A 19,442-nucleotide genomic window follows, 5' to 3' on the forward strand; every position below is an offset into this window, starting at 1 on the left:
AGTGGAAGATCCATCTCGGAAGTAGAAAAGCAAAAATCAGTTTGAACTTCACCATAGATAAACCATGAAAAAACTACTCACACTTCTACTCGGCTTGCAGGCTCTATTGCCTTTTTCTCAGGCCCAAACGCTCAAACCTGAGCAAATGAAGGAAGATTTTGAAATTTTCCTTGATGCGTTGCAAAGATTTCATCCGGAAATGTACCGTTATACAGATAGCGCTGATTTTAAAGCTATTTTTTCCGGAATTGAAAGCAAACTCGATGAGCCCCTGAACCAGGTCGAGTTTTACAAAACCATGTTACCGGCTGTTTCAGCCTTGAAAGATGGCCATCTCAAATGGATCATTCAAGGGGAAGATCAGCATTATGGTGCTTTTGAATCGGATCTTTTTCCGCTCAAACTTTATTTTGAAGAGAATAAGGTAAAAGTTTTGGCTCACTTCAGTGGAGAAAGTGTACCTGTTCTTGCAGAGGTAGTACGGATCAACGGTACCCCAATAGCAACCATTAAAGAAACCATTTGGAGCAGGCTGACTTTTGGAGACGGAGACAGCGAAGGAGGGAAAAAATACCAGCTTAACCGCTACTTTCCTGCCTATTATGCATTGGAATATGGCTTGCCGGACCTATACAGGGTAGAACTTATCCATGAGGGAAAATCCCTGACTTGGGAAGGAAAAGGCGTGAATAAAAGTCAAATTGAGGCTGGCTATCCTCAAGAAGACACTCCTTTTTCTTTTCGGTTGACCAATGGATGGACGGGCGTCCTCAAAATCAACCGTTTTTTCTCCTACAAGCATGAACCTGATTTCAAGCAGTTTTTGAAAAACTCATTCAATTCACTCCAGGAGGAAAACATCTGCAATCTGATTCTTGATCTGCGTGGGAACGAAGGTGGATTTGAAAAACTGGGAATTGAACTGTACCGCTATCTCGCTCAGGATGAATTTGAATACTATGATTTTGTCAGTACACGGGAAAATCAAAAAACAGCCTATCCAAGCCATACTTCCAAGATCTTCAGAATATTAAATTCCTTTTCAAAAGAAAGAAATGGTTCTGTTCGATTCACCAAAGCTCATGGCTTAAAAACCTACCAACCTTACAAAAACCGATTCAATGGCAATCTGATTGTCTTACTGGACGGTCAAAGCTTTTCGGTTACCACTGAGTTTGCCTCCCGGGTTCAGGCTGATGGAAGGGCGCATTTTGTGGGCGAAGAAACTGCCGGAGGAGCGGAAGTAAACAGCAGTGGATTTTTCACCATCGTTACTTTACCTAATTCCAAAATAGATCTGGGTATTCCAAGACTGGGGTTCCATATGGCAAATCTAAATCCTCAAATGCCCAAAAACCGGGGAATAGTACCCAATCATACGGTCATTCCTGTTGCTGAAGACCTCCATAGTGGCAAGGACCCTGTCATGGAAAAAGCACTTGAATTGGTCGTTCGACCCAACCTCTAAACCAACTACTTATGTCTAAACTATTTAAAATCTTACTGGCGGCGGGAGGCTTGCTGGGAGGAAGCATCTTGGGCAATTCGCAGAGCAAAATTCAAACTCCGGGAGCAGAGCTAACCATTTCTTATCTGAGAGGAACTCAAAAATTGCATGATCTGCAAGCCTCGCCGATGATTTACTTCACGGATTACAATGGCGTTCATCTGGATTATAAGCGAATGAAGGGACGAAATCGCTGGGAATTTGGTGCAGAAGCCAAAACGGGACACATGATTGCACCGGCCTTGGGAGAGCGGGAGTTTCAGTTTGAGGAAGGTGGAGAGGGATTTCTGCTTATTCCTACCCAATATTTCGGAGAAGTAAGTGCAGGCTATCAGCGAAGGCTGCACCAAACTGAAAAGCTGGAATCTTTTCTGGGAATCAATCTCCGCAATCAAATCCACTATGCCGATGGATTGGCTATGAATACCTGGGCCATGAATCAGCTGGGACTGTCAATCCGGTATACCCACCTGATGAAATTGGGACAAAGGCATCAGTTATTGGGAGATCTTCAACTTCCCATTTTCTCTCTTATAGCCAGAATGCCTTACAGCAATGTAGTTTCTGAGCCTGAAAAATCACAGGTTAAGAGCTTCTTAGGCGAAAGTGAAATGACGGCTGTCCATCAGCTTCAGCAACCGGAACTCCGTGTGGCCTACCGGTATCGCTTGGCCCATCGAAGCAGTCTGGAGCTAGGCTATGCTTATGACTGGATGTCCTATTCCCAACCTCAATCCATCAAAAAGTCCAACCATGAACTGGCCCTTTCCTGGGTATATCATTTTCAATTTTCACCAACCAACTAAGCTGCCATGAACCGATTTGTCAAAACCTCTTTTTTAACCAGCCTTTGGGTCTATGGACTGGGCTTGGTGTCCTGTAATGAATTGATGCTGGGCGAGGAACCCAGTCAAAGCCCTGTTTCTACCTTTGAATACCTCTGGTCGAGCTTTGACGAGCACTATGGACTGTTTGAAGTAAAGCAGTTGGATTGGAATGCAATCCATGCGGAATTTTCTCCTCAAGTAACTGACCAAATGAGCGAGGACGAGCTTTTTGAAGTCTCCTCACAAATGCTTTCACGTCTTAATGATGGGCATGTGTGGCTGGTGAAGCCCAATCCCGGCTTTCGCAGATTTGACAGCGGACCTACTTACCCAGTGGGTACCTTTGACCTGGATCTAATTCGCGAAAACCTCTCTGAGGAAACCCTTTTTGGGCCTTCAGACAATCCTTTGGTTCTGTATGGAAGATTCAAAAACACCAACATAGGATACCTTTATCTGGATCATTTGGGGGAAGCTCCGGGATTTTATGAGAAGCATGTCAAAACTGCCCTATCAGAATTAGCCGATACGGATGAACTGATTTTTGATGCCCGCGGAATCGAGGGAGGAGACGACCGATCTGCACAGGTGGTGGCCAGTTATTTTGCTACTGCAAAAAAGCTTTACATGAAAACTCGTTTTAAGCAATCGGCACAGTCAGGTGATTTTTCGGACTGGATTCTTTGGGAAGTAGCTCCTAAATCAGGGGGATACCCTAAGCCAGTAGTCTTACTTACTGATCGCGGTACCGGCAGTGCAGGAGAGACTTTTACCTTGGCTATGCGTCAAAACCAAAAGGTGGAAATCGTAGGCGACTTTACCTATGGAGCCTTCTCCGACAATCCCAAATGGGAATTGCCCAATGGCTGGATTGTCGCCATGAGTACGGGGGATTTCCGGGACCAAAATGGAATCAGCTACGAAGGAATAGGTTTGGAGCCCGATCAGGTGGTAAAAAACACCCCTGAAGAGGTGTCTGAAGGGATGGATAGGGCGTTGACCCGTGCATTGAGTATCTTGTTGGAAAATTAATAAATTTTTATGGGTAGACTAGATAACAAAACAGCCCTGATTACAGGAGCCGCTCGGGGTATTGGAGAAAGCATTGCCAGAATTTTTCATAAGGAAGGAGCAAGGGTAATCTTATCCGATATCCGGGATGAACAGGGTAAAGCCATAGCCAAAGAGCTTGGCGAAAAGGCTTGCTACACTCATTTGGATGTAAAAAATGAAGGAGAGTGGCAATTGGTCTATGAAAAGCTGCTGCTTGAATTTGGTGGACTGGATATTCTGGTCAACAATGCAGGAATCACCGGTTTTCTGGAAACCAAAGGACCTTTTGACGCAGAAAATCCGGATATGGAATCCTTTGAGGAAGTGATGCGTGTCAATCTCAATGGCACCGTATTGGGGTGCAAATACGCCATCCCGCTGATGAAGCGAAAAGGTCAAGGAAGCATCATCAATATCTCTTCACGTAGCGGCCTCGTGGGAATTCCAGGAGCAGCCGCCTATGCAGCAAGCAAGGCAGCGGTAAGAAACCATACCAAATCCGTTGCCCTTCTTTGTGCTGAAAAATGCTATAACATTCGCTGTAATTCCATTCACCCTGCTGCCATCATGACTCCGATGTGGGATGCCATGCTTGGAGAAGGAGAGATAAGGGAAAAAATCATCAAAGACTTAGAAGCGGGAATTCCGCTTGGTCATTTTGGTAATCCAGAAGATGTGGCTTTTGCTGCACTCTACTTGGCTTCGGATGAATCCAAATACGTTACCGGAATCGAGCTGAATGTGGATGGAGGAATCTTGGCAGGATCGGAGGCGAGGCCGGAGTGAGGATTTAGAAGGCTTTATTTGTATCTAATTCTTCGTTAAGCCAAACTTAATACGTTCAAATTTTAAAAGGAATGGGGCAATGTCCCATTCCTTTTTTGTTTTCTTAGTACCTAATGGATGCTCTTCTCCCCTTGATACTCCTTTGGGACTTAAACCACCTTTCCAAACTTGGCTATCCTTGGATCAGTTTTTTAACGATCTGCAGATTCAGAGAATTCAGATCTGTACAGATATCTCCTGCTTTTGGAAAAGCAGGAAAACAAGAAGTATGGAGCGATCTCCTTTGAAAAAGAGATCTCAAGTCCTTAGCAACCTTAATCTGATTACTAACTTTCTTACCTCACTACTCGATAGTGAACCTGAACCAAGCCACTGGGGTAGGATTGGGAGCTGATCAATTCCAGCTTTTGCTCGAAAAATCCCTCTTGAAACAGTCGGATTCCTTCTCCAAGAAGGACAGGAATAAAGGAAATAATCAACTCATCCAATAAGCCTTTCTCCAAAAACCGATAAACTGTCTGGGCACCCCCATCGATAAAAATGTTCTTTCCCTGTTTGTGTTTTAGCCTGGAAACCAGGTCCAAAAGTTCACCTGAATAAAACTGAACGGTTCCGATAGGATTCAAAATTTGACGGGTGAGCACATAGGTTTCCTTTCCCTGATGGGGAAAATCACTCACTTGTCCCATTACCCAATCATACGTCCGTTTGCCCAAAATGACCGTGTCGATTTGCTCATAAAACTGTCCGTATCCATAGTCTTCCCCTTCTTGTGCTACCAAATTGAGAAAGTCAAGATTGTCGTTCGGTTTGGCGATATAGCCGTCTACACTAGAAGCGATATACAGAATGCATTTTCCTTTCATAATCTTTTTAAAACATGAAAAACCGCTTTGGAACAAACCACAAAGCGGTTTAATTTATTGCCTGATTTTACTTACAATCCCGGATCTAAGATGAATTTTTGTTTACTTTTTTTGGAATTAAGGGCAAGCCAGAATCCCAGTCCGATCAGCGCCATAACGGATTCGATCATTAGCCATTGGCTTCCAAAGTCTCCTAAAGGACCATCTGAAATCAGGGTGATCAGCCGGGAGAATGCATAAGCTCCCCAAAAAATACTAAGAAATCCTGCCCCTTTCTCCGGATGATTGATCAGTAGGTAGAATATGCTAAGGCAGATAGTAATACCTACACCACCGTATACTCCTCGAATCGAACTCAAGGCATCGTTGTTCCCGAGTTGGACGTCTACCAAGTCCATCACGGACTGAGGATCTACGAGTGCCATCACGCTTACAGAGAGCAGGGAAAGCATGGAAAACCCCAGGTAAATTCGGGTGAAAAGCACCCAGTTAGTTAATTTTTTCATGACTCCTTAATTTAGTGTGCAGTAATTTTGATACAACAGAATGTGTTTTTCCAGGTCTTCCAGTTTGGCTTTTCTAACATCCGAAAGAACCTGCGGGCAATCGCCAAAAAGAGATTCAAAAGCCTTTTTGTAATTACCTTTCTTCACTTTCATCAGAGGCCCCCCATTTTTGGAGATAAAAAAGGCTCTGTGTTTATCTCCAGTCCATTTGATGTACTCTCCCTCCAAGCCAAAGGTTTTTCTGGCTACGGGATCATAAAACACCTCAAATACTTCGTCAAAATCCGGATTGAGCAGCTGTAGAAGCAATTCCTTTTCTCCGTTCACACTGGCGTTACGATAGATGATAAAGTCTTTGGGTTTTGCAGTAGGTTGATCTTTGGAGAGTAATTTTTTAACCGAAGAACCTCTGTCCATAACGTACTGAAGCCTGACGGCACCATTCATCGCGATGGCAAATTCGTACATGTCTTCTGCACTGATCTTGTGGCGAGTGCCGGATTCGTCTTCCAAGCTGACTTTGGTGATTCCGCGAGTACTGGTGGAATTGATAATTTTCCCTTCGATGACTTCTCCGGTTTTAAGAAGTGCATATCCTTTGTTGGAAAGCGGAAAGTCCTCCAAAGGTTGCTGGAGTTGCTGGGCTGATACCCCAAAGCATATCCCCCAAAAGGCTAGAAAAGTGATTTTTAAGATTTTCATTTTAGTAATAGTTGGTTTTGTTGGTATGATTGAAAAAAGGGGAGATAGGTTGCTTTTTGATTAAAAAATTTGTGTGGATTTACCCATTTTAAGTAAACCTTCAGACTGGTGAATAAGGGAATGAAGTCTAAGAATGCTCTTGTTCCAGCGAATGCTAATGGTAGTATGCAGACTTCCATAGGTTGACTCCTAGTCAGAAGAACTTTTAGCCGTCTCATTTAGTGGAAGTCTCCTGACTTGTGTTGACTAATAAGCAGTTTTGGTCTGCCCATTTTGTTAAGGAAATTCCATAATGAGTCTGAAGACTTAAAAAAAGAAGGTCCAAATCAAAAGACTTGGACCATTTCTTCTAGGATCTTTCACCCCGGAAGGAGTCATTGGTTATCGTATCAGATAATAAATGAAATGTTTATTTAATGATTTACACCCACATCAATCAACCATTTCCATTCACCCTTGGGATTTTTCCTCCAAACGGAGGTATAGCTTCCTTTATTCAGGATGCTACCTTCTGAATCCAAAGCCTGAAAATGCCCTAGAGTATAGCCTAATTCACCGGAATCTGCTACCCGCGCAAATTCAGGCTCCCAAGCCAGTACAAACCCCGGAACCTCCGGGCCGAAGGATTTTCCAATAGCTTCCAGTCCACGGATGGGTTCACTGCCATCCCTCAGCAAAATCGCTTCCGGATCCGCAAAGTGGAAAAATGCAGCCTTGAGTCCTTTTTCCTTTCCCATTTTGGAAAAACTTCGATCGGCTTCAAGCAGAGATTCCATGGGGGAAAGCGTCTGTCCCAGGCAAAGGGAATTAAACCCGAGACAGATCAAAAAGACCATTAACCATGCTATACGGTGATTTTTTTGCGGGCTTTTTGTGGAGTAGCTCATTGTTTTTCGATTTCGACAACCCACTCTACTTCCAGCATGTAATCTTCCTCAAAGAGTCGGTCAATCTGAACCCAAGTGCTGGCTGGGCTATGCTCACCGTAAAACTTTTTGCGGATTGGCTGGGCCTTTTTCATTGCTTCCATATCCCGGGTGAAGAGTCCTTCTTTGACCACATGGGTTTTGTCCAGCCCGTACTTGTCCAAAGTCATTTGCAGGACTTTATAGACATGCGTTACGGATTCTTCCATGGTTCCTTTGGCGGTGACTCCCGAAAGAAAGAGCAGATTCCCAGTCCTGTAGACCTGTGCGTAGTTCCATTCTTTCTCCACCTGTTCATTGTAGTGCAGTGTTTTTTCCTGTGCAAAAGCGCTCAGCGAAAAGAAAAAAAGTGCGGCTGCAACTAGTTTGGCTTTCATGTTAAATAGGGTTCAATTTTGAATTATTGGAGTTGTGCACTGAGGGGTGGAAGTGGCTCTGGAACCACATTGTTGACCGGCTTGGTACTTTTCAGGTAAGCAAAAATTGCTCGGATTTCCTCATCCGTCATGTGGCGAAACATTTCATAAGGCATGGGAGGAAGCATCTGTCGGTTTGTCGCAATCCCCTTGGATTTGCCCTCTCTTAGGGCGGTGAAAAATTGCTCTTCGGTCCAGTTTCCGATTCCGGTGGGATCCGAGGTAATGTTGGATGAGAAAGAAACTCCCCAAGGACCAATCCAAGCAGTCATGGTTTGAGTGGCTGCGGCACCTTTGGATTCGAGTTCTGACCTGTCAAGATCCGGAATGGGAAGTGCTGATGGGTGTCCGGAAAGGGCATTTTCCATATCCAATTGAGGTCCATTTGGTCCCATTTTTTTGGGAGTATGGCAATCGTGACATCCTGCGATGGTTACCAAATGCTCACCTAGGGCCTCTTGAGATGGAAATTCCGAATAGGTTGCTTTTGTCGACTCGGCTTTGGTGATTTTAGAACTCTCAGCCGGAGATTGACAGGCGGCTAAGGCTCCGATCAATCCGACGGAGCCCAGGAAAAGTTTGATTTGATGTTGCATAGCAAAAGAGATTTGATTTTGCCAAGAGATGGAAAAAGTAGGGTAGAGGTTGCACCAAAAGGTGCCAAGCACTCAATTTCATCTGGAATCTTACTACCAACAGATTTTTGTCAATCTAAAACTATCTGCTATAGCACGCTTTATTTTGCTCAGTCAGCTAAAGCTTCAAATGATATTTTTTCTTTTAAACCAGATGAAAATCAATATGGAAATTCCCACCATAATACCCCAAGTGAAAAAGTATCCCAGCTCCCAATTTAATTCCGGCATGAATTCAAAGTTCATCCCATATACCCCTACAATGAAGGTCAGTGGCAAGAAGAAGGCAGAGAAGATGGTAAGAAGTTTCATGACGTCATTCGTCTTTTGAGAGTTAGAGGCGAGATGGATATTCAATAAAGAATTGGCCTCATCCAAAAAGTCATCAAATTGGAGAATTAGACTTGCTACTGTTTCTTTCAAATCCTGTACCTGAGTTTGGTTTTTGGGTTTGACAGGGATTTGATTGAGCACCATCTGAGTCAATAGCATGAGTTTTTTGCAGGCCCTAGCTTTGGCTTTATCATAGTAGAGGGCTTCTACAGAAAACTTTTTGCTGTGATTAAGAAAAATATCCTGCTCAAAACGGTCCATTTGCTCGGATAGCCAGTCTGCTGGTCCTTCGTAGGTATCCAGCATTCTTTCGGCGATTTTCAGAATCAGCGACTCAGTGTCTTCAAAATGTCCTTCTATGGAATTCAAAAAACCAAATTGCTTTTGATGGATCGTGATCATCATTTTATCATTGAAAAAGAAACCGATTTTATTGGTCAGTTCGGAAATTTCTGAGGCGATGTCTTCATCTTTCGCCGAGTATGCCCTGAGAATCAAAAAATTGAATTCTCCTACTTTTTCAATTTTGGGCAGGTGACCGATTTGCAGAGTATCTTCCAGCAAGTGAAGGCTGATTCCGTGAGGTCTCACGAGCTCTGACAATTCTGACATTTTCGGATTTTCAAGATCTATCCAGTTAAAATTCTCAAACTCTTTTTTGACTTGACCCATACAGATAAGTTTGGTTACTTCAAGAAAAATAGCCTTTTATTTCAAGATTAAAGCAAAAGCTCCAAACTCATTCTCAGGATACCTCCCATATTTTGACATTTGAGAAATCCATCATTTTTATAATGCTTGGCCAGATCTGCTCTAAGAGATTCCACATGTTCAGGAGGAGCGATCTGATCCCGCTCCATGGTATGCAGAATATCTTCAATCTCTTTATGGGAGGATCTGAATCGCGTGGCGATCAGGGCCCGCTCTTCCCGCTGATATTGACGCATGGATTCTGGTGTGATGATATCCATTCCCAATCTGATGAGGGTATTGTTTTCTTTGAAATATTGTGGAAGATAGATGGATTTTTTCCCCTCATAGGATTGCTGATCAAAATCGATCGCACGTATTCGATAATGCGTTTCTTCAAAATCAGGTGTCACATCCACCACAAAGTTGGAAGAGTGCATGTCTCCTAAAAGCCTTACAAAACAGCGTTCGTTAAACTTGACAAATTCCTTAGCCAATCGGATCGGGTTGAGATTGGGATCATCCATGTGCTGACGCATGAATTTATCTCCGGGGATCCCTGCTATATGCTCTTCGATAAGGGTGTCTTTGTGTACTAAGTAGCTGATCCGGTTGGGTGAAAGAAGATCCTCCAATTCTAATCCATAAACTCTCGAAGCATCTGCCCTTTTGATGTAGAAGTAGTCGAAGTTATCGTTGATCCGGTTTACAATACGAACTCTGAAAGGTTGGGTATTGCCATAAATGCATAAATCGATCCGGTCGATATAGAGGTGTTCCATCACACTCATATCCCCGCCTGCCTTCAGAAGGGCATAGATTTTTTTGACGTTGTGATGAATCTCTTCCCAGTCACTTTGATCATAAAAAACCGTCTCCCAAAGCGTATCCTGATCTTTGGAATCATACAGCGCCACGGAATTGGAATACCTCAGGAGTTCATGGTAATGGATGGGGATATCCACTTCCCTTCCATACTTGATCAGGTATCGACGCAAGCCCGTACCAATGGGGTAAATGAGCTTTTTCTTACTGATCAAGGCCATTGCTTAAAGTTTGGTTTGTTGGCTTTTTTTGAGGTTGCGGTCGAAAATAAATGGTCCAAATGGTAAAATAGAGGCCAGCAGCGCAAAGAAAGTCCTGCCAAATTCCCATTTCAGGCTTTGCGAGGTGGGAAATACCAAGTAGATATAAATGATAAACAAAATACCGTGAGCCCATCCCACATAAGTGACCGCCAAAGGCATGTCAAACATATATTTAAGCGGCATGGCAATACCCAGTAGAATCAAGAAAGAAAGGCCTTCAATTAAGCTGATCCATTTGAATCTTCTGGCCCATTTGGTTTGTTCGGCGTTCATTTCGTACCGGTAGAAAGGTTAAATAGAATTTGAAGAGATTTCCAGAGTTTTATTTTGAGTGGCTTGTCCTCAGCTATAACAGACAGAGCATCAGCAAACAGGTATTCTGTTTCATCCTCGGAATAGACCTCATAAGGTGAAGCGGAGATAGCATTAACAGGGTGTTTAATCCTCCCAAATTTCAAAACCACGTGAGCATTGAGGGCTTGGAAATCTTCCATACTTCGATTTTCCAAAACTTCAGAAGAAACCATTCCCACCTCATTCATAGAATGACCGCAGGCATTGATCATTTTGACCAACATATCCATGACTTCAGCACTAAGTTCTGCTTCCTCGTGAAGAATCAGGATTCCCTTCGTGAAATTGCCTTTTAGGGGAATAGGTTCTGGTTTAATTTCTTCCGGTTCAGGTGAAGTGACCTCAACGTGTATGGTTGAAGTTTTTTCTTCCGTTTCTGAAAGTGGTTGAATAGGATTTTTTTTAGCAGAATGGGCAGAGGAAGGTTTTTTACCGGAAAGCTCTTCCTCCAGTTTATTCAGATCCTCCGGGATAAGAAAAAGCTCCTCTTCCAAAAACACTTTTAGGTTTTCCAAGCTGTCATGTTCCATGTCGGGAAATTGGCTAAAAAATGCTTCTTGGCAAAAGGGAAGTTTTGAAAAAGGACTTTGTAAGGATAATATTTGTTGGGTTTATGAAGAAAAAGCACCGCCTGAAATTTCAAGCAGTGCTCTTCAATTGAGGGCTATTTTTCCTCACCATTTAGTTTTTAAGCGGAGTCTCATCACAGACTACATCTCCTACGACATACTGCATTCCATCTAGGAAGAATCGTAATAGCTGAGGGTTTTCAAAGCTTTGTGCATTGTGAGAAGGAGAGGCATACATTACTTTTCCTTTCCCTTCTGCTCTGATCCAGGCCACATAGGTTTTGCCTTCCGTCAACTCTTGTCCTTTTCGCTGGCTTTTGATATCTGCATTGTTGAAATAGAGCAGGGGTTTAAAGTTCAGTTCTGAATAGGCGTTTTTATAGAAATATGGTTCATCAATATGGCTAAATCCTTCAGCAGGAAAAGCAGAAACCAAGGGGTGCTTGGGATCTTCTAAATGTACCTGGAAGGATTGTTGGGGTGGGTGATAATCAAAACTGGCACCAACCAATCTGCTAAATTCCCAGGAATTGTTTTGGGTAGTTACTGCCCCATGGAGAAGCATAAGACCACCGCCTTTTTTTACATATTCGAGGAGATTGGATTCCAGCTCTTGTGCTTTTTTCATCAAACTGGCTGAATCGGCATTTGAATCTGCCCTCAATTTGTCCCAAAACAAATTCCGATGATCCGGCTTGGAACAGGTGTTATTTAGGATGACCGCATCATATTTTTTGAGATTCTTTACTTCAAATTCGCTGATGTCTTTACTTCCCACCACATGAAAAGCACCGCTTTTCTCTCCGAGGATTTTGATCATTTCCTCCGTATGCGGAATTACCCAATGGTTGAATCCTGTATGCAAGGAGAAAACGAGAATATTTTTCTTTCTTGGGCTGTGAAAAGCCACTTTTTCAGGTGCCAAGGCCCTGATTTTAGCTTTCCATTCATCGTTAAGGGTGACTTCCGGCAGGCTTTGTGCGAAGGCGAATTGGATGGAAAACAAGAAAACGATTCCGTAGAAAATATTCTTCATCATAGGACTAAGGTGGGTTAATTTGGATTCTTTCATTCAGATTTTGATATCTTCAAACTCCAAGCCCAATAACCAGAATTTTCTATGTGTTTCAAAAGAAATTTCCTTTTACTGCTCCTATTTCTCGGTTTTTTTACGCGAACGTTTTCGCAAAATATCGATTTAAAAGAGACTTCAACTGGAATAGATTTTCTTATTGATAATCAAAGAGTATTAACCTATCAAACTAAGAAGGAACCTGTTCCTGCAGGAGTTAAGGAAGCCTTTAGCAAATCCGGATTTATCCACCCGATTACGTCTCCCAGCGGGCAGGTACTCAGCCGGATACAGCCTGCAGACCATTACCATCACTATGGCATTTGGGGACCTTGGACTAGAGCGACTATCAGCGGGAGAGAGGTTGATTTTTGGAACCTCGGTGATGAAAAAGGCAGGGTAGATTTTTCGCATGTACTTTCCAAAAAGATTGCGGGTGGAGCAGCCGAACTCAATGTCCGCCAAAATCACATCGATCTGAAAGCCCCCGAATCAGAGCGGATAGCAATTGAGGAAGATTTGAGAATCAAAGTAAAACCGGCAGACAAGGGGCGATATATGGTAGATTACACCACGACTATTTTCACCAAAATACCAGGTGGGATTTTATTGGATGACTACAGATATGGAGGAGGAATCGGTTTTCGCGCTACTGAACTTTGGGGAGACGACAACAGTACCATCTTGACCTCCGAAGGAAAGGACAGAAAAACCGCAGACGGATCCAATGCCAAATGGATTATCGTGAAAGGAAAAACTTCGGACCCTTCAGGCCAAAGTGGAATTCTTTTTCTCAGTCACAATACCAACAAGGCCCACCCAGAACCCCTGCGGGTTTGGCCTGTAGGCCAATACAACGGCAAAGGAAATGTGTTCATTGAGTTTTGCCCCATCCGCCATGAATCTTGGGATTTACAGCCCAATAACCGCTACACGTTGAAATATAGAATGATTGTGTTTGATGGTGACCTCAGTGCTGAAGAGGCCGAGGCTTACTGGAGAGCTTTTGTCAAATAAACCCTACTAATCTGCCTATCAAGCTATGGAAAGAAGAGATTTTATGAAAAAAACAGCCTTGGCTACGGCTGCTTTTGGCATCCCAACTATTGTGCCGGCATCTGTTTTTGGGAAAAATGCCCCTAGTAACAAAATCAATATCGGACAAATCGGTTGCGGAAGGATCGCAAGGGAACATGACCTTCCTGGAACCTGGAGACATGATGTGGCTCGAATTGTCGCTGTTTCGGATGTGGACAGCAAGCGAATGGCTGATGGAAAAAAACTGGTAGAAGACTATTACACCAAGAAAATGGGCAGTCCCTATATCGATGTGAAGCAATACGGAGACTATCGGGAGATGCTTCTCAACAAAGACATCGACGCAGTGATCATTTCCACACCTGACCATTGGCATTCACAGCCTGCTATGGAAGCAGCCTTGGCAGGCAAGCATATTTATGTACAAAAGCCGACTTCCTTGACGATCAAGGAAGGTCGCCAGCTAGTCAATGTGGTCAATAAAACCGGAGTTGTCCTACAGCTTGGTACTCAGCAACGCTCCAGTGAGCAATTCAGGATTGCAGCCGAACTGGTGAGAAATGGTAGGATCGGAAAGCTTCATACCGTAAGAATCGGCCTTCCAGGTGATCCTTCCGGACCTGAGGCTCAATCTATGCCTGTTCCTTCCAATTTGAATTTTGACATGTGGCTGGGGTCCACACCTGAAATCCCTTATTCCGAGATCGGGGTTCACCCTCAGCATGATTACAGCCGTCCGGGATGGCTGAGGCATGAAAATTATGGAGCAGGAATGATTACCGGCTGGGGACAGCACCACTTCGATTCCGCAGCTTGGGGTATGGATACGGAACTGACAGGACCTAGATACCTTGAAGCTGTGGCTGAGTTCCCAAGATCTGGATTCTGGAATGTGCATGGGGATTTCATGGTAAAAGCCGAATATGACAATGGTGTGGTGATGCTTACCTCAGGAGGCTATCCAAATGGAATCCGATATGAAGGAACAGAAGGTTGGATTTGGGTTTCCAGAGGGAATTATGTGGCTTCTGCCTCTGATCCGGTAGCACAAGGAAACAATTCCAAAGCTTTAGATGCTTCTGATCCCAAAATTCTAAAATCCGTCATCGGTGAAAATGAAATCAGGTTGACCCGAAGTGATGAGCACCATGGCAATTGGCTTGAAGCCATTCAGGGAAAAGCAGAACTTCTTTCTCCTGTTGAGATAGGGCATCGTGCCTGTTCGGTTTGTCTGATTAGTCATATTGCCATGAAAGTCAACCGAAGGTTGGAATGGGATCCTGTAAAAGAGCAGTTTGTAAATGATTCAGAGGCTAATTCCCATTTGAGCAGACCACAAAGGAGACCTTGGGGGACCGATTATGTGAAAGTCTGAAAGCTGAAGTCAGAAGGCTGAAATAGCTAGCTTAGAATGGCAGCTTTTGTCTTGACAAAAATTCATTCTTTTCAAATTAGAATAAACTGAGTACCATTTATCAACAAACATGATGTCCAAAAACTATATTTCCGGGGCCATTTTGGCCCTTTTTATCGCCAGTTGCAGTCCAAAAGAAATGAATAACGAAAAAGTTGAATCAAATTCAAAAGTAGCGATCATGACCCTGGATCCCGGGCATTTTCATGCTGGGTTGATTCATAAATCCATGTATCTGGATGTGGATTCGACCGTCTACATATTTGCACCGGAGGGTTCAGAGCTCAAAGACCATCTTAATCGATTAGCTTCCTACAACAGCCGTACAGACAACCCAACTGCATGGAACCTGGAAGTTTACACCGGAGCGGATTTCCTTCAAAAGATGATCACACAGAAGCCAGGCAATGTGATGATGGTGGCGGGTAAAAATGATGTGAAAATAGATTACATTCTTTCTGCAGTAGAAAATGGCATTCATGTCTATGCCGACAAGCCCTTGGTGATCAATCCGGAAGGATTCCAGAAACTCCTTACAGCATTCCAGACCGCAAAAGAAAAAAATCTGCTTCTTTACGACATCATGACGGAACGGTTTGAGATTACTACTCTGCTTCAGAGGGAACTCTCCATGATTCCGGAAGTATTTGGAACCTTGGAAGATGGTACTCCTGAAGACCCCGCCATTTCAAAGGTGTCGGTTCATCATTTTTTCAAGTATGTTTCGGGTTCTCCCTTGGTTCGTCCGGACTGGTTTTTCGATGTGGAGAAAGAAGGAACAGGTATCGTGGATGTGACCACTCATTTGGTCGATTTGATCCAATGGGAAGCTTTTCCGGATCAAATCTTGGATACTTCTGAGGTGAGGATGAATACCGCCAGACTTTGGCCCACAACCATGACTTTGGAGGAATTTTCCAAGGTGACCGGAAAGTCCACCTTTTCGGACTTTTTACAGAAGAATGTGAAAGACGGAAAATTGGAAGTGTTGAGTAATGGCGAGATGAATTACACGTTGAGGGGCAAACATGCAAAAGTTAGTGTGATTTGGAATTATCAAGCACCTGAAGGGGCTGGTGATACGCATTACAGCATGATGAGAGGTACCAAAGCAAATTTGATCATCCGTCAGGGGAAAGAGGAAAACTACCGGCCGGCGCTGTATGTCAAGCTGATTGGTTCGGGCCAGGCTGATCTGGAAAAAGCAGTGAAGCAAACTTTACAAACGAAGTATCCCGGTATAGATCTTCAGCTGATGCCTTCGGGTGAATACCAAGTCATCATTCCTGATAGTTATCACAATGGTCACGAGGCACATTTTGCCCAAGTAACAGAGAAGTTTTTGGAATACTTCAAGATGGGAACTATGCCTGCTTGGGAAGTTCCAAACATGATCACCAAGTACTATACTACCACCAAAGCCTATGAAATGGCGATGAAAAAATGAAGTGATGTAAACTTTGATAAGGCTGGGCAGGTTTATTACTTGACCAGCCTTTTTTTATGAAATCGGACTCAGCACATTCTCCGCGAAAACTCACAGTCGCCATTGCGGGTGCAGGAGGATATATCGGTAGTTGGTTCATTGAAAAGTTTAAAGATACCTATCATCTCATTGGGCTAAGTCGGAGGCAGGTCAAATCTAATCCTTATCCCCAAGTGGAATGGAGACAAGTTGAGCTTTATTCCATTACCTCTACTGTAGAGGCCTTAAAAGGAGTGGATGTGGCTATTTATTTGGTTCACTCCATGAATGCTTCCACCCGACTAAATCAGGGTAGCTTTGAAGACACTGATCTTCTATTGGCAGATAATTTCAGTCGGGCCGCAGAGCTCAATGACGTAAAGCAAATCATTTATATCGGAGGATTGATCCCTGATGAACCTGAAGAAAAATTGTCCCGCCATCTGAAAAGCCGATTGGAAGTGGAGCAGACATTGGGTTCGAGAAAATCGAAACTTACGGCCATTCGAGCATCCATTATCGTGGGTCCAGGTGGGTCGAGTTTTGACATGATCAAAAATCTGATTCAAAAGCTACCCGTGCTGATGTGTCCCAAATGGACGGAATCCCTTACCCAGCCGATCTCACTTCGGGACACCTTGGAAATAGTGGACTCCTGTATTGGAAATCCGAATGTCTATAACAAAGTGATCGAGATCGGAAGTCCGGAGGTGATGAGCTACCGGAACATGCTGGAGCGAACGGCAGAAGTAATGGGAAAAAAGCGTCTGGTATTTTCTGTTCCTGTTTTCTCACTGGGACTGTCCAAATTTTGGGTAGGATTGTTCGGTGAAAGTCCCCCTCAGTTGGTTTCGCCTCTAGTCGAAAGCCTCAGGCATACCTTGGTGGTGAATCCGGATAGAACTTTCAGGGAAAAGAGAATCAATTATTTGAATTTTGAAGAATCCGTAAGGGAAGCTTTGGAAACAAATGAAAAACCAAATTTACCTTCCTTTTTCAAGAAGAAAGGGGTAAAAAATACGGTACGTTCCATCCAAAGAATGCCCAATAAAGGCCGTAATTCAGCACTTTGGGTAGCTTATCGGTATTCGATTTGGCTTCCATCTTATTTCAGATTTGTGATTCGAGGAAAAGTCAATGAAAGAGGAGACTTGGGTTTTCACTTGCTTTGGGGCAAAAAGCCCATGCTTCAGTTGACTCAAATTCCTGACCGAAGCGATGAGGAGCGACAGCTTTTTTACATAACAGGAGGCTGGTTAGTCAAGCGATTTGATTACGGATGGCTGGAATTCAGAGAGGTATTGGATAGCCGATACATCATCTCTGCGATTCATGAATTTGTGCCACGTTTGCCATGGTTTATCTATGTGAATACCCAGGCTAAGCTACATTTGTGGGTGATGAATCGTTTCAAACGATACTTAGAAAAAAAAGCGACAGTTTAAATAAATTCAGACTCCTTTGAACAGGGATAGCTGTAACTTTAAGAAAAATTAAATTAACTCACCACATGCAAACCCTTTCTTTCAAAAACGGAGACCAACTACCCATTTTAGGTTTGGGAACCTGGAAAAGTAAACCGGGAGAAGTTCGCCAGGCGGTTTTTTGGGCAATTCAAGCAGGATATAGACATATTGATTGTGCCGCCATTTATCAAAATGAAAAAGAAGTAGGACAGGGAATAGCTGATGCGATAGCAGAAGGATTGGTCAAAAGAAAAGATCTTTTTGTGACTTCCAAGCTTTGGAATGATTCCCACCGTCATGAAGATGTCCGTCCCGCTTTGGAGAAGTCTTTGAATGACCTGCGTTTAGATTATTTAGACTTGTATCTGATACATTGGCCTATCGCATTCAAGCCGGGAATAGGCTTCGCTACCCACAGGGAAGAGTTTTACACTTACCAGGATGTCCCATTAGCCCAAACATGGGAAGCCATGCAGGATGTGAAAAAGGCAGGTCTTACCCGGCATATTGGTGTTTCTAACTTCAATCAAGCGAAACTGAAAGAGATTCTTTCATTGGAGGGAGATAAACCGGAAATGAATCAGATAGAGCTTCAACCGTTTCTACCGCAAGAAGCCTTGGTGAAGTTCTGTAAAGAAAATGGAATGTTGGTGACGGCTTACTCACCTTTGGGTTCTCCGGATTCTCGGGCAGAGCGACATAAGAACGATCCAAAGCTATTGGAAAATCCGGTTGTGAATCAAATTGCAGCCAAACATAAGGCAACAGTGGGTCAGGTGCTCATAGCTTGGTCTATCGCCAGGTCCATTGCGGTCATTCCAAAATCTGTCAACCAAAACCGTATCATTGAAAATTTGAAAGCGGCGGATATTATCCTCGATCAGGATGACATGGTTCAGCTAGCCAACATTGGTGTGACCCATCGCTTTGTGGATGGAAGCTTCTTTACTGGCCCTCAGAGCCCGTACAAGCTCTCTGACCTTTGGGATAGCTAAAAGCCGTATGCTCTAAAAACAATTGACCCCGACTTGATTCAAATCGGGGTCAATTGTTTTTAATCTTCGATTTCCAAATTTTCTAAAATTTCGGCCAATTGGTCAAAATCCCTGAGTCCGGGCTTGATTTCATCACCACTGTCCAAAGCCAATCCGTGTATCGATTCATTTTCGCTCAGCTTTTCCACATTGGAAACGGAAATTCCAAAGCCTAAAAGAACATTACAATAGGTTGAATATGTTCTGATAACCTCCAGATCATCAGGTTCTAATGTATTTTGGGTAGAAGTTAAATGTAGAGTGATGGAATTGTCCTTCAATACCTTCCCAAGGTCTTTTTCCAACTTCAGCACCTCCTCGATGTTCTTTTTGTAAATCAAGTGGTGTCCCAATTCTTTGAGCTTAATCAAAGGCTCCAATTGCTCGCTTTCTATCCAAGTTATTCCTGAGTATTGTTCCAAAACTTCTTTGATCACCTCTGCAGAGGAATGCTTGAATTCGCCGGCAAAGTTTACACCCGAGATCCATCCGGTGATTTCTTCAAAATTCTTTGGGCTTAAAAAATGTGGGGAATCATTTTCCAGTGAAAAACCCAGAAGATCCGCATTCATTCCTGCACAGAATCGGGCATCCGTCAAGTTGGTAACCCGGTTTATTTTTACAAAAGTTTTTAAGGACATAAGCAGTAGTTCAGTTTGAGAGTGCTAAGGTAAGCAGGCATTATTTGAGAGAAA

The 19,442-nt window shown here is 43.4% G+C and carries 21 protein-coding genes; 9 read left to right on the forward strand and 12 right to left on the reverse strand.

Features of this window, described 5'->3' with window-relative positions:
* The first annotated feature begins 64 nt into the window (after window positions 1-64).
* From DDT91_RS13515 to DDT91_RS13530, 4 genes are read left to right on the forward strand one after another with little or no spacing between them, the layout of a single operon-like run.
* The gene (locus DDT91_RS13515) at window positions 65-1,468 is read left to right on the forward strand and encodes a S41 family peptidase (RefSeq protein ID WP_187176726.1); all 1,404 of its coding nucleotides are present in this window, start codon (window positions 65-67) and stop codon (window positions 1,466-1,468) included.
* Window positions 1,469-1,479: 11 nt separating this feature from the next.
* Entirely contained in the window at window positions 1,480-2,313 is an 834-nt protein-coding gene (locus DDT91_RS13520) for a hypothetical protein (RefSeq protein ID WP_187176727.1), read from the forward strand.
* Window positions 2,314-2,319: 6 nt separating this feature from the next.
* Window positions 2,320-3,366 carry a S41 family peptidase gene (locus DDT91_RS13525; protein WP_187176728.1) on the forward strand — a complete coding sequence of 349 codons (1,047 nt, stop codon included), beginning with the start codon at window positions 2,320-2,322 and terminating at the stop codon, window positions 3,364-3,366.
* A gap of 9 nt (window positions 3,367-3,375) precedes the next feature.
* Complete coding sequence (locus tag DDT91_RS13530) at window positions 3,376-4,173, forward strand: glucose 1-dehydrogenase (protein WP_187176729.1); 798 nt, start codon at window positions 3,376-3,378, stop codon at window positions 4,171-4,173.
* 335 nt (window positions 4,174-4,508) lie between these two features.
* Here the strand turns inward: DDT91_RS13530 and DDT91_RS13535 are convergent, their stop codons facing one another.
* The 11 genes from DDT91_RS13535 to DDT91_RS13585 form a co-directional block, all read right to left on the reverse strand.
* Window positions 4,509-5,039 (reverse strand): dihydrofolate reductase family protein, encoded by a 531-nt coding sequence (locus DDT91_RS13535; RefSeq protein WP_187176730.1) that lies wholly within the window; start codon window positions 5,037-5,039, stop codon window positions 4,509-4,511.
* A gap of 71 nt (window positions 5,040-5,110) precedes the next feature.
* Entirely contained in the window at window positions 5,111-5,545 is a 435-nt protein-coding gene (locus DDT91_RS13540; protein WP_187176731.1) for a DUF4345 domain-containing protein, read from the reverse strand.
* Between the two features lie 6 nt (window positions 5,546-5,551).
* Complete coding sequence (locus DDT91_RS13545) at window positions 5,552-6,247, reverse strand: hypothetical protein (protein ID WP_187176732.1); 696 nt, start codon at window positions 6,245-6,247, stop codon at window positions 5,552-5,554.
* A gap of 413 nt (window positions 6,248-6,660) precedes the next feature.
* On the reverse strand, window positions 6,661-7,134 hold the full coding sequence (locus tag DDT91_RS13550) for a hypothetical protein (RefSeq protein WP_187176733.1): 474 nt from the start codon (window positions 7,132-7,134) through the stop codon (window positions 6,661-6,663).
* A complete protein-coding gene (locus DDT91_RS13555; protein ID WP_187176734.1) occupies window positions 7,131-7,550 on the reverse strand; it encodes a RidA family protein in 420 nt (139 codons plus the stop codon). Before DDT91_RS13555 ends, DDT91_RS13550 begins: the two co-directional genes overlap by 4 nt.
* A 23-nt stretch (window positions 7,551-7,573) precedes the next feature.
* Window positions 7,574-8,185, reverse strand: coding sequence for a c-type cytochrome (locus DDT91_RS13560; protein WP_187176735.1), 612 nt, complete (start codon window positions 8,183-8,185; stop codon window positions 7,574-7,576).
* Between the two features lie 165 nt (window positions 8,186-8,350).
* A complete protein-coding gene (locus DDT91_RS13565; protein ID WP_187176736.1) occupies window positions 8,351-9,229 on the reverse strand; it encodes a CorA family divalent cation transporter in 879 nt (292 codons plus the stop codon).
* 47 nt (window positions 9,230-9,276) lie between these two features.
* Window positions 9,277-10,293 carry a hypothetical protein gene (locus tag DDT91_RS13570; RefSeq protein ID WP_187176737.1) on the reverse strand — a complete coding sequence of 339 codons (1,017 nt, stop codon included), beginning with the start codon at window positions 10,291-10,293 and terminating at the stop codon, window positions 9,277-9,279.
* Between the two features lie 3 nt (window positions 10,294-10,296).
* Entirely contained in the window at window positions 10,297-10,608 is a 312-nt protein-coding gene (locus DDT91_RS13575) for a DUF3817 domain-containing protein (protein ID WP_187176738.1), read from the reverse strand.
* Window positions 10,605-11,219: a hypothetical protein gene (locus DDT91_RS13580; RefSeq protein WP_187176739.1), complete on the reverse strand. Its 615-nt coding sequence runs from the start codon at window positions 11,217-11,219 to the stop codon at window positions 10,605-10,607. Before DDT91_RS13580 ends, DDT91_RS13575 begins: the two co-directional genes overlap by 4 nt.
* Window positions 11,220-11,370: 151 nt before the next feature.
* A complete protein-coding gene (locus DDT91_RS13585; protein ID WP_187176740.1) occupies window positions 11,371-12,297 on the reverse strand; it encodes a ThuA domain-containing protein in 927 nt (308 codons plus the stop codon).
* Window positions 12,298-12,378: 81 nt separating this feature from the next.
* Between DDT91_RS13585 and DDT91_RS13590 the strand changes: the two genes are divergently transcribed.
* The 5 genes from DDT91_RS13590 to DDT91_RS13610 all read left to right on the forward strand — a co-directional run bounded on the left by DDT91_RS13590 (window position 12,379) and on the right by DDT91_RS13610 (window position 18,708).
* Window positions 12,379-13,347, forward strand: coding sequence for a PmoA family protein (locus DDT91_RS13590; RefSeq protein WP_187176741.1), 969 nt, complete (start codon window positions 12,379-12,381; stop codon window positions 13,345-13,347).
* A gap of 25 nt (window positions 13,348-13,372) precedes the next feature.
* Entirely contained in the window at window positions 13,373-14,743 is a 1,371-nt protein-coding gene (locus DDT91_RS13595; protein ID WP_187176742.1) for a Gfo/Idh/MocA family protein, read from the forward strand.
* Window positions 14,744-14,855: 112 nt separating this feature from the next.
* Window positions 14,856-16,229 (forward strand): putative oxidoreductase C-terminal domain-containing protein, encoded by a 1,374-nt coding sequence (locus DDT91_RS13600; protein WP_187176925.1) that lies wholly within the window; start codon window positions 14,856-14,858, stop codon window positions 16,227-16,229.
* Between the two features lie 56 nt (window positions 16,230-16,285).
* Entirely contained in the window at window positions 16,286-17,692 is a 1,407-nt protein-coding gene (locus tag DDT91_RS13605) for an NAD(P)H-binding protein (protein WP_187176743.1), read from the forward strand.
* A gap of 65 nt (window positions 17,693-17,757) precedes the next feature.
* On the forward strand, window positions 17,758-18,708 hold the full coding sequence (locus DDT91_RS13610) for an aldo/keto reductase (RefSeq protein ID WP_187176744.1): 951 nt from the start codon (window positions 17,758-17,760) through the stop codon (window positions 18,706-18,708).
* 59 nt (window positions 18,709-18,767) lie between these two features.
* On the opposite strand, the gene DDT91_RS13615 is transcribed toward DDT91_RS13610, so the two are convergent.
* On the reverse strand, window positions 18,768-19,388 hold the full coding sequence (locus DDT91_RS13615; RefSeq protein ID WP_187176745.1) for a phosphoribosylanthranilate isomerase: 621 nt from the start codon (window positions 19,386-19,388) through the stop codon (window positions 18,768-18,770).
* Window positions 19,389-19,442: the final 54 nt, after the last annotated feature.

Source organism: Algoriphagus sp. AK58 (genome assembly GCF_014324365.1).
Taxonomy (GTDB): domain Bacteria; phylum Bacteroidota; class Bacteroidia; order Cytophagales; family Cyclobacteriaceae; genus Algoriphagus.

Coding starts and splice junctions, on each gene's coding strand:
- DDT91_RS13515 (WP_187176726.1), top strand. CDS start 65: ATGAAAAAACTACTCACACTTCTACTCGGCTTGCAGGCTCTATTGCCT.
- DDT91_RS13520 (WP_187176727.1), top strand. CDS start 1,480: ATGTCTAAACTATTTAAAATCTTACTGGCGGCGGGAGGCTTGCTGGGA.
- DDT91_RS13525 (WP_187176728.1), top strand. CDS start 2,320: ATGAACCGATTTGTCAAAACCTCTTTTTTAACCAGCCTTTGGGTCTAT.
- DDT91_RS13530 (WP_187176729.1), top strand. CDS start 3,376: ATGGGTAGACTAGATAACAAAACAGCCCTGATTACAGGAGCCGCTCGG.
- DDT91_RS13535 (WP_187176730.1), bottom strand. CDS start 5,039: ATGAAAGGAAAATGCATTCTGTATATCGCTTCTAGTGTAGACGGCTAT.
- DDT91_RS13540 (WP_187176731.1), bottom strand. CDS start 5,545: ATGAAAAAATTAACTAACTGGGTGCTTTTCACCCGAATTTACCTGGGG.
- DDT91_RS13545 (WP_187176732.1), bottom strand. CDS start 6,247: ATGAAAATCTTAAAAATCACTTTTCTAGCCTTTTGGGGGATATGCTTT.
- DDT91_RS13550 (WP_187176733.1), bottom strand. CDS start 7,134: ATGAGCTACTCCACAAAAAGCCCGCAAAAAAATCACCGTATAGCATGG.
- DDT91_RS13555 (WP_187176734.1), bottom strand. CDS start 7,550: ATGAAAGCCAAACTAGTTGCAGCCGCACTTTTTTTCTTTTCGCTGAGC.
- DDT91_RS13560 (WP_187176735.1), bottom strand. CDS start 8,185: ATGCAACATCAAATCAAACTTTTCCTGGGCTCCGTCGGATTGATCGGA.
- DDT91_RS13565 (WP_187176736.1), bottom strand. CDS start 9,229: ATGGGTCAAGTCAAAAAAGAGTTTGAGAATTTTAACTGGATAGATCTT.
- DDT91_RS13570 (WP_187176737.1), bottom strand. CDS start 10,293: ATGGCCTTGATCAGTAAGAAAAAGCTCATTTACCCCATTGGTACGGGC.
- DDT91_RS13575 (WP_187176738.1), bottom strand. CDS start 10,608: ATGAACGCCGAACAAACCAAATGGGCCAGAAGATTCAAATGGATCAGC.
- DDT91_RS13580 (WP_187176739.1), bottom strand. CDS start 11,219: ATGGAACATGACAGCTTGGAAAACCTAAAAGTGTTTTTGGAAGAGGAG.
- DDT91_RS13585 (WP_187176740.1), bottom strand. CDS start 12,297: ATGATGAAGAATATTTTCTACGGAATCGTTTTCTTGTTTTCCATCCAA.
- DDT91_RS13590 (WP_187176741.1), top strand. CDS start 12,379: ATGTGTTTCAAAAGAAATTTCCTTTTACTGCTCCTATTTCTCGGTTTT.
- DDT91_RS13595 (WP_187176742.1), top strand. CDS start 13,373: ATGGAAAGAAGAGATTTTATGAAAAAAACAGCCTTGGCTACGGCTGCT.
- DDT91_RS13600 (WP_187176925.1), top strand. CDS start 14,856: ATGTCCAAAAACTATATTTCCGGGGCCATTTTGGCCCTTTTTATCGCC.
- DDT91_RS13605 (WP_187176743.1), top strand. CDS start 16,286: ATGAAATCGGACTCAGCACATTCTCCGCGAAAACTCACAGTCGCCATT.
- DDT91_RS13610 (WP_187176744.1), top strand. CDS start 17,758: ATGCAAACCCTTTCTTTCAAAAACGGAGACCAACTACCCATTTTAGGT.
- DDT91_RS13615 (WP_187176745.1), bottom strand. CDS start 19,388: ATGTCCTTAAAAACTTTTGTAAAAATAAACCGGGTTACCAACTTGACG.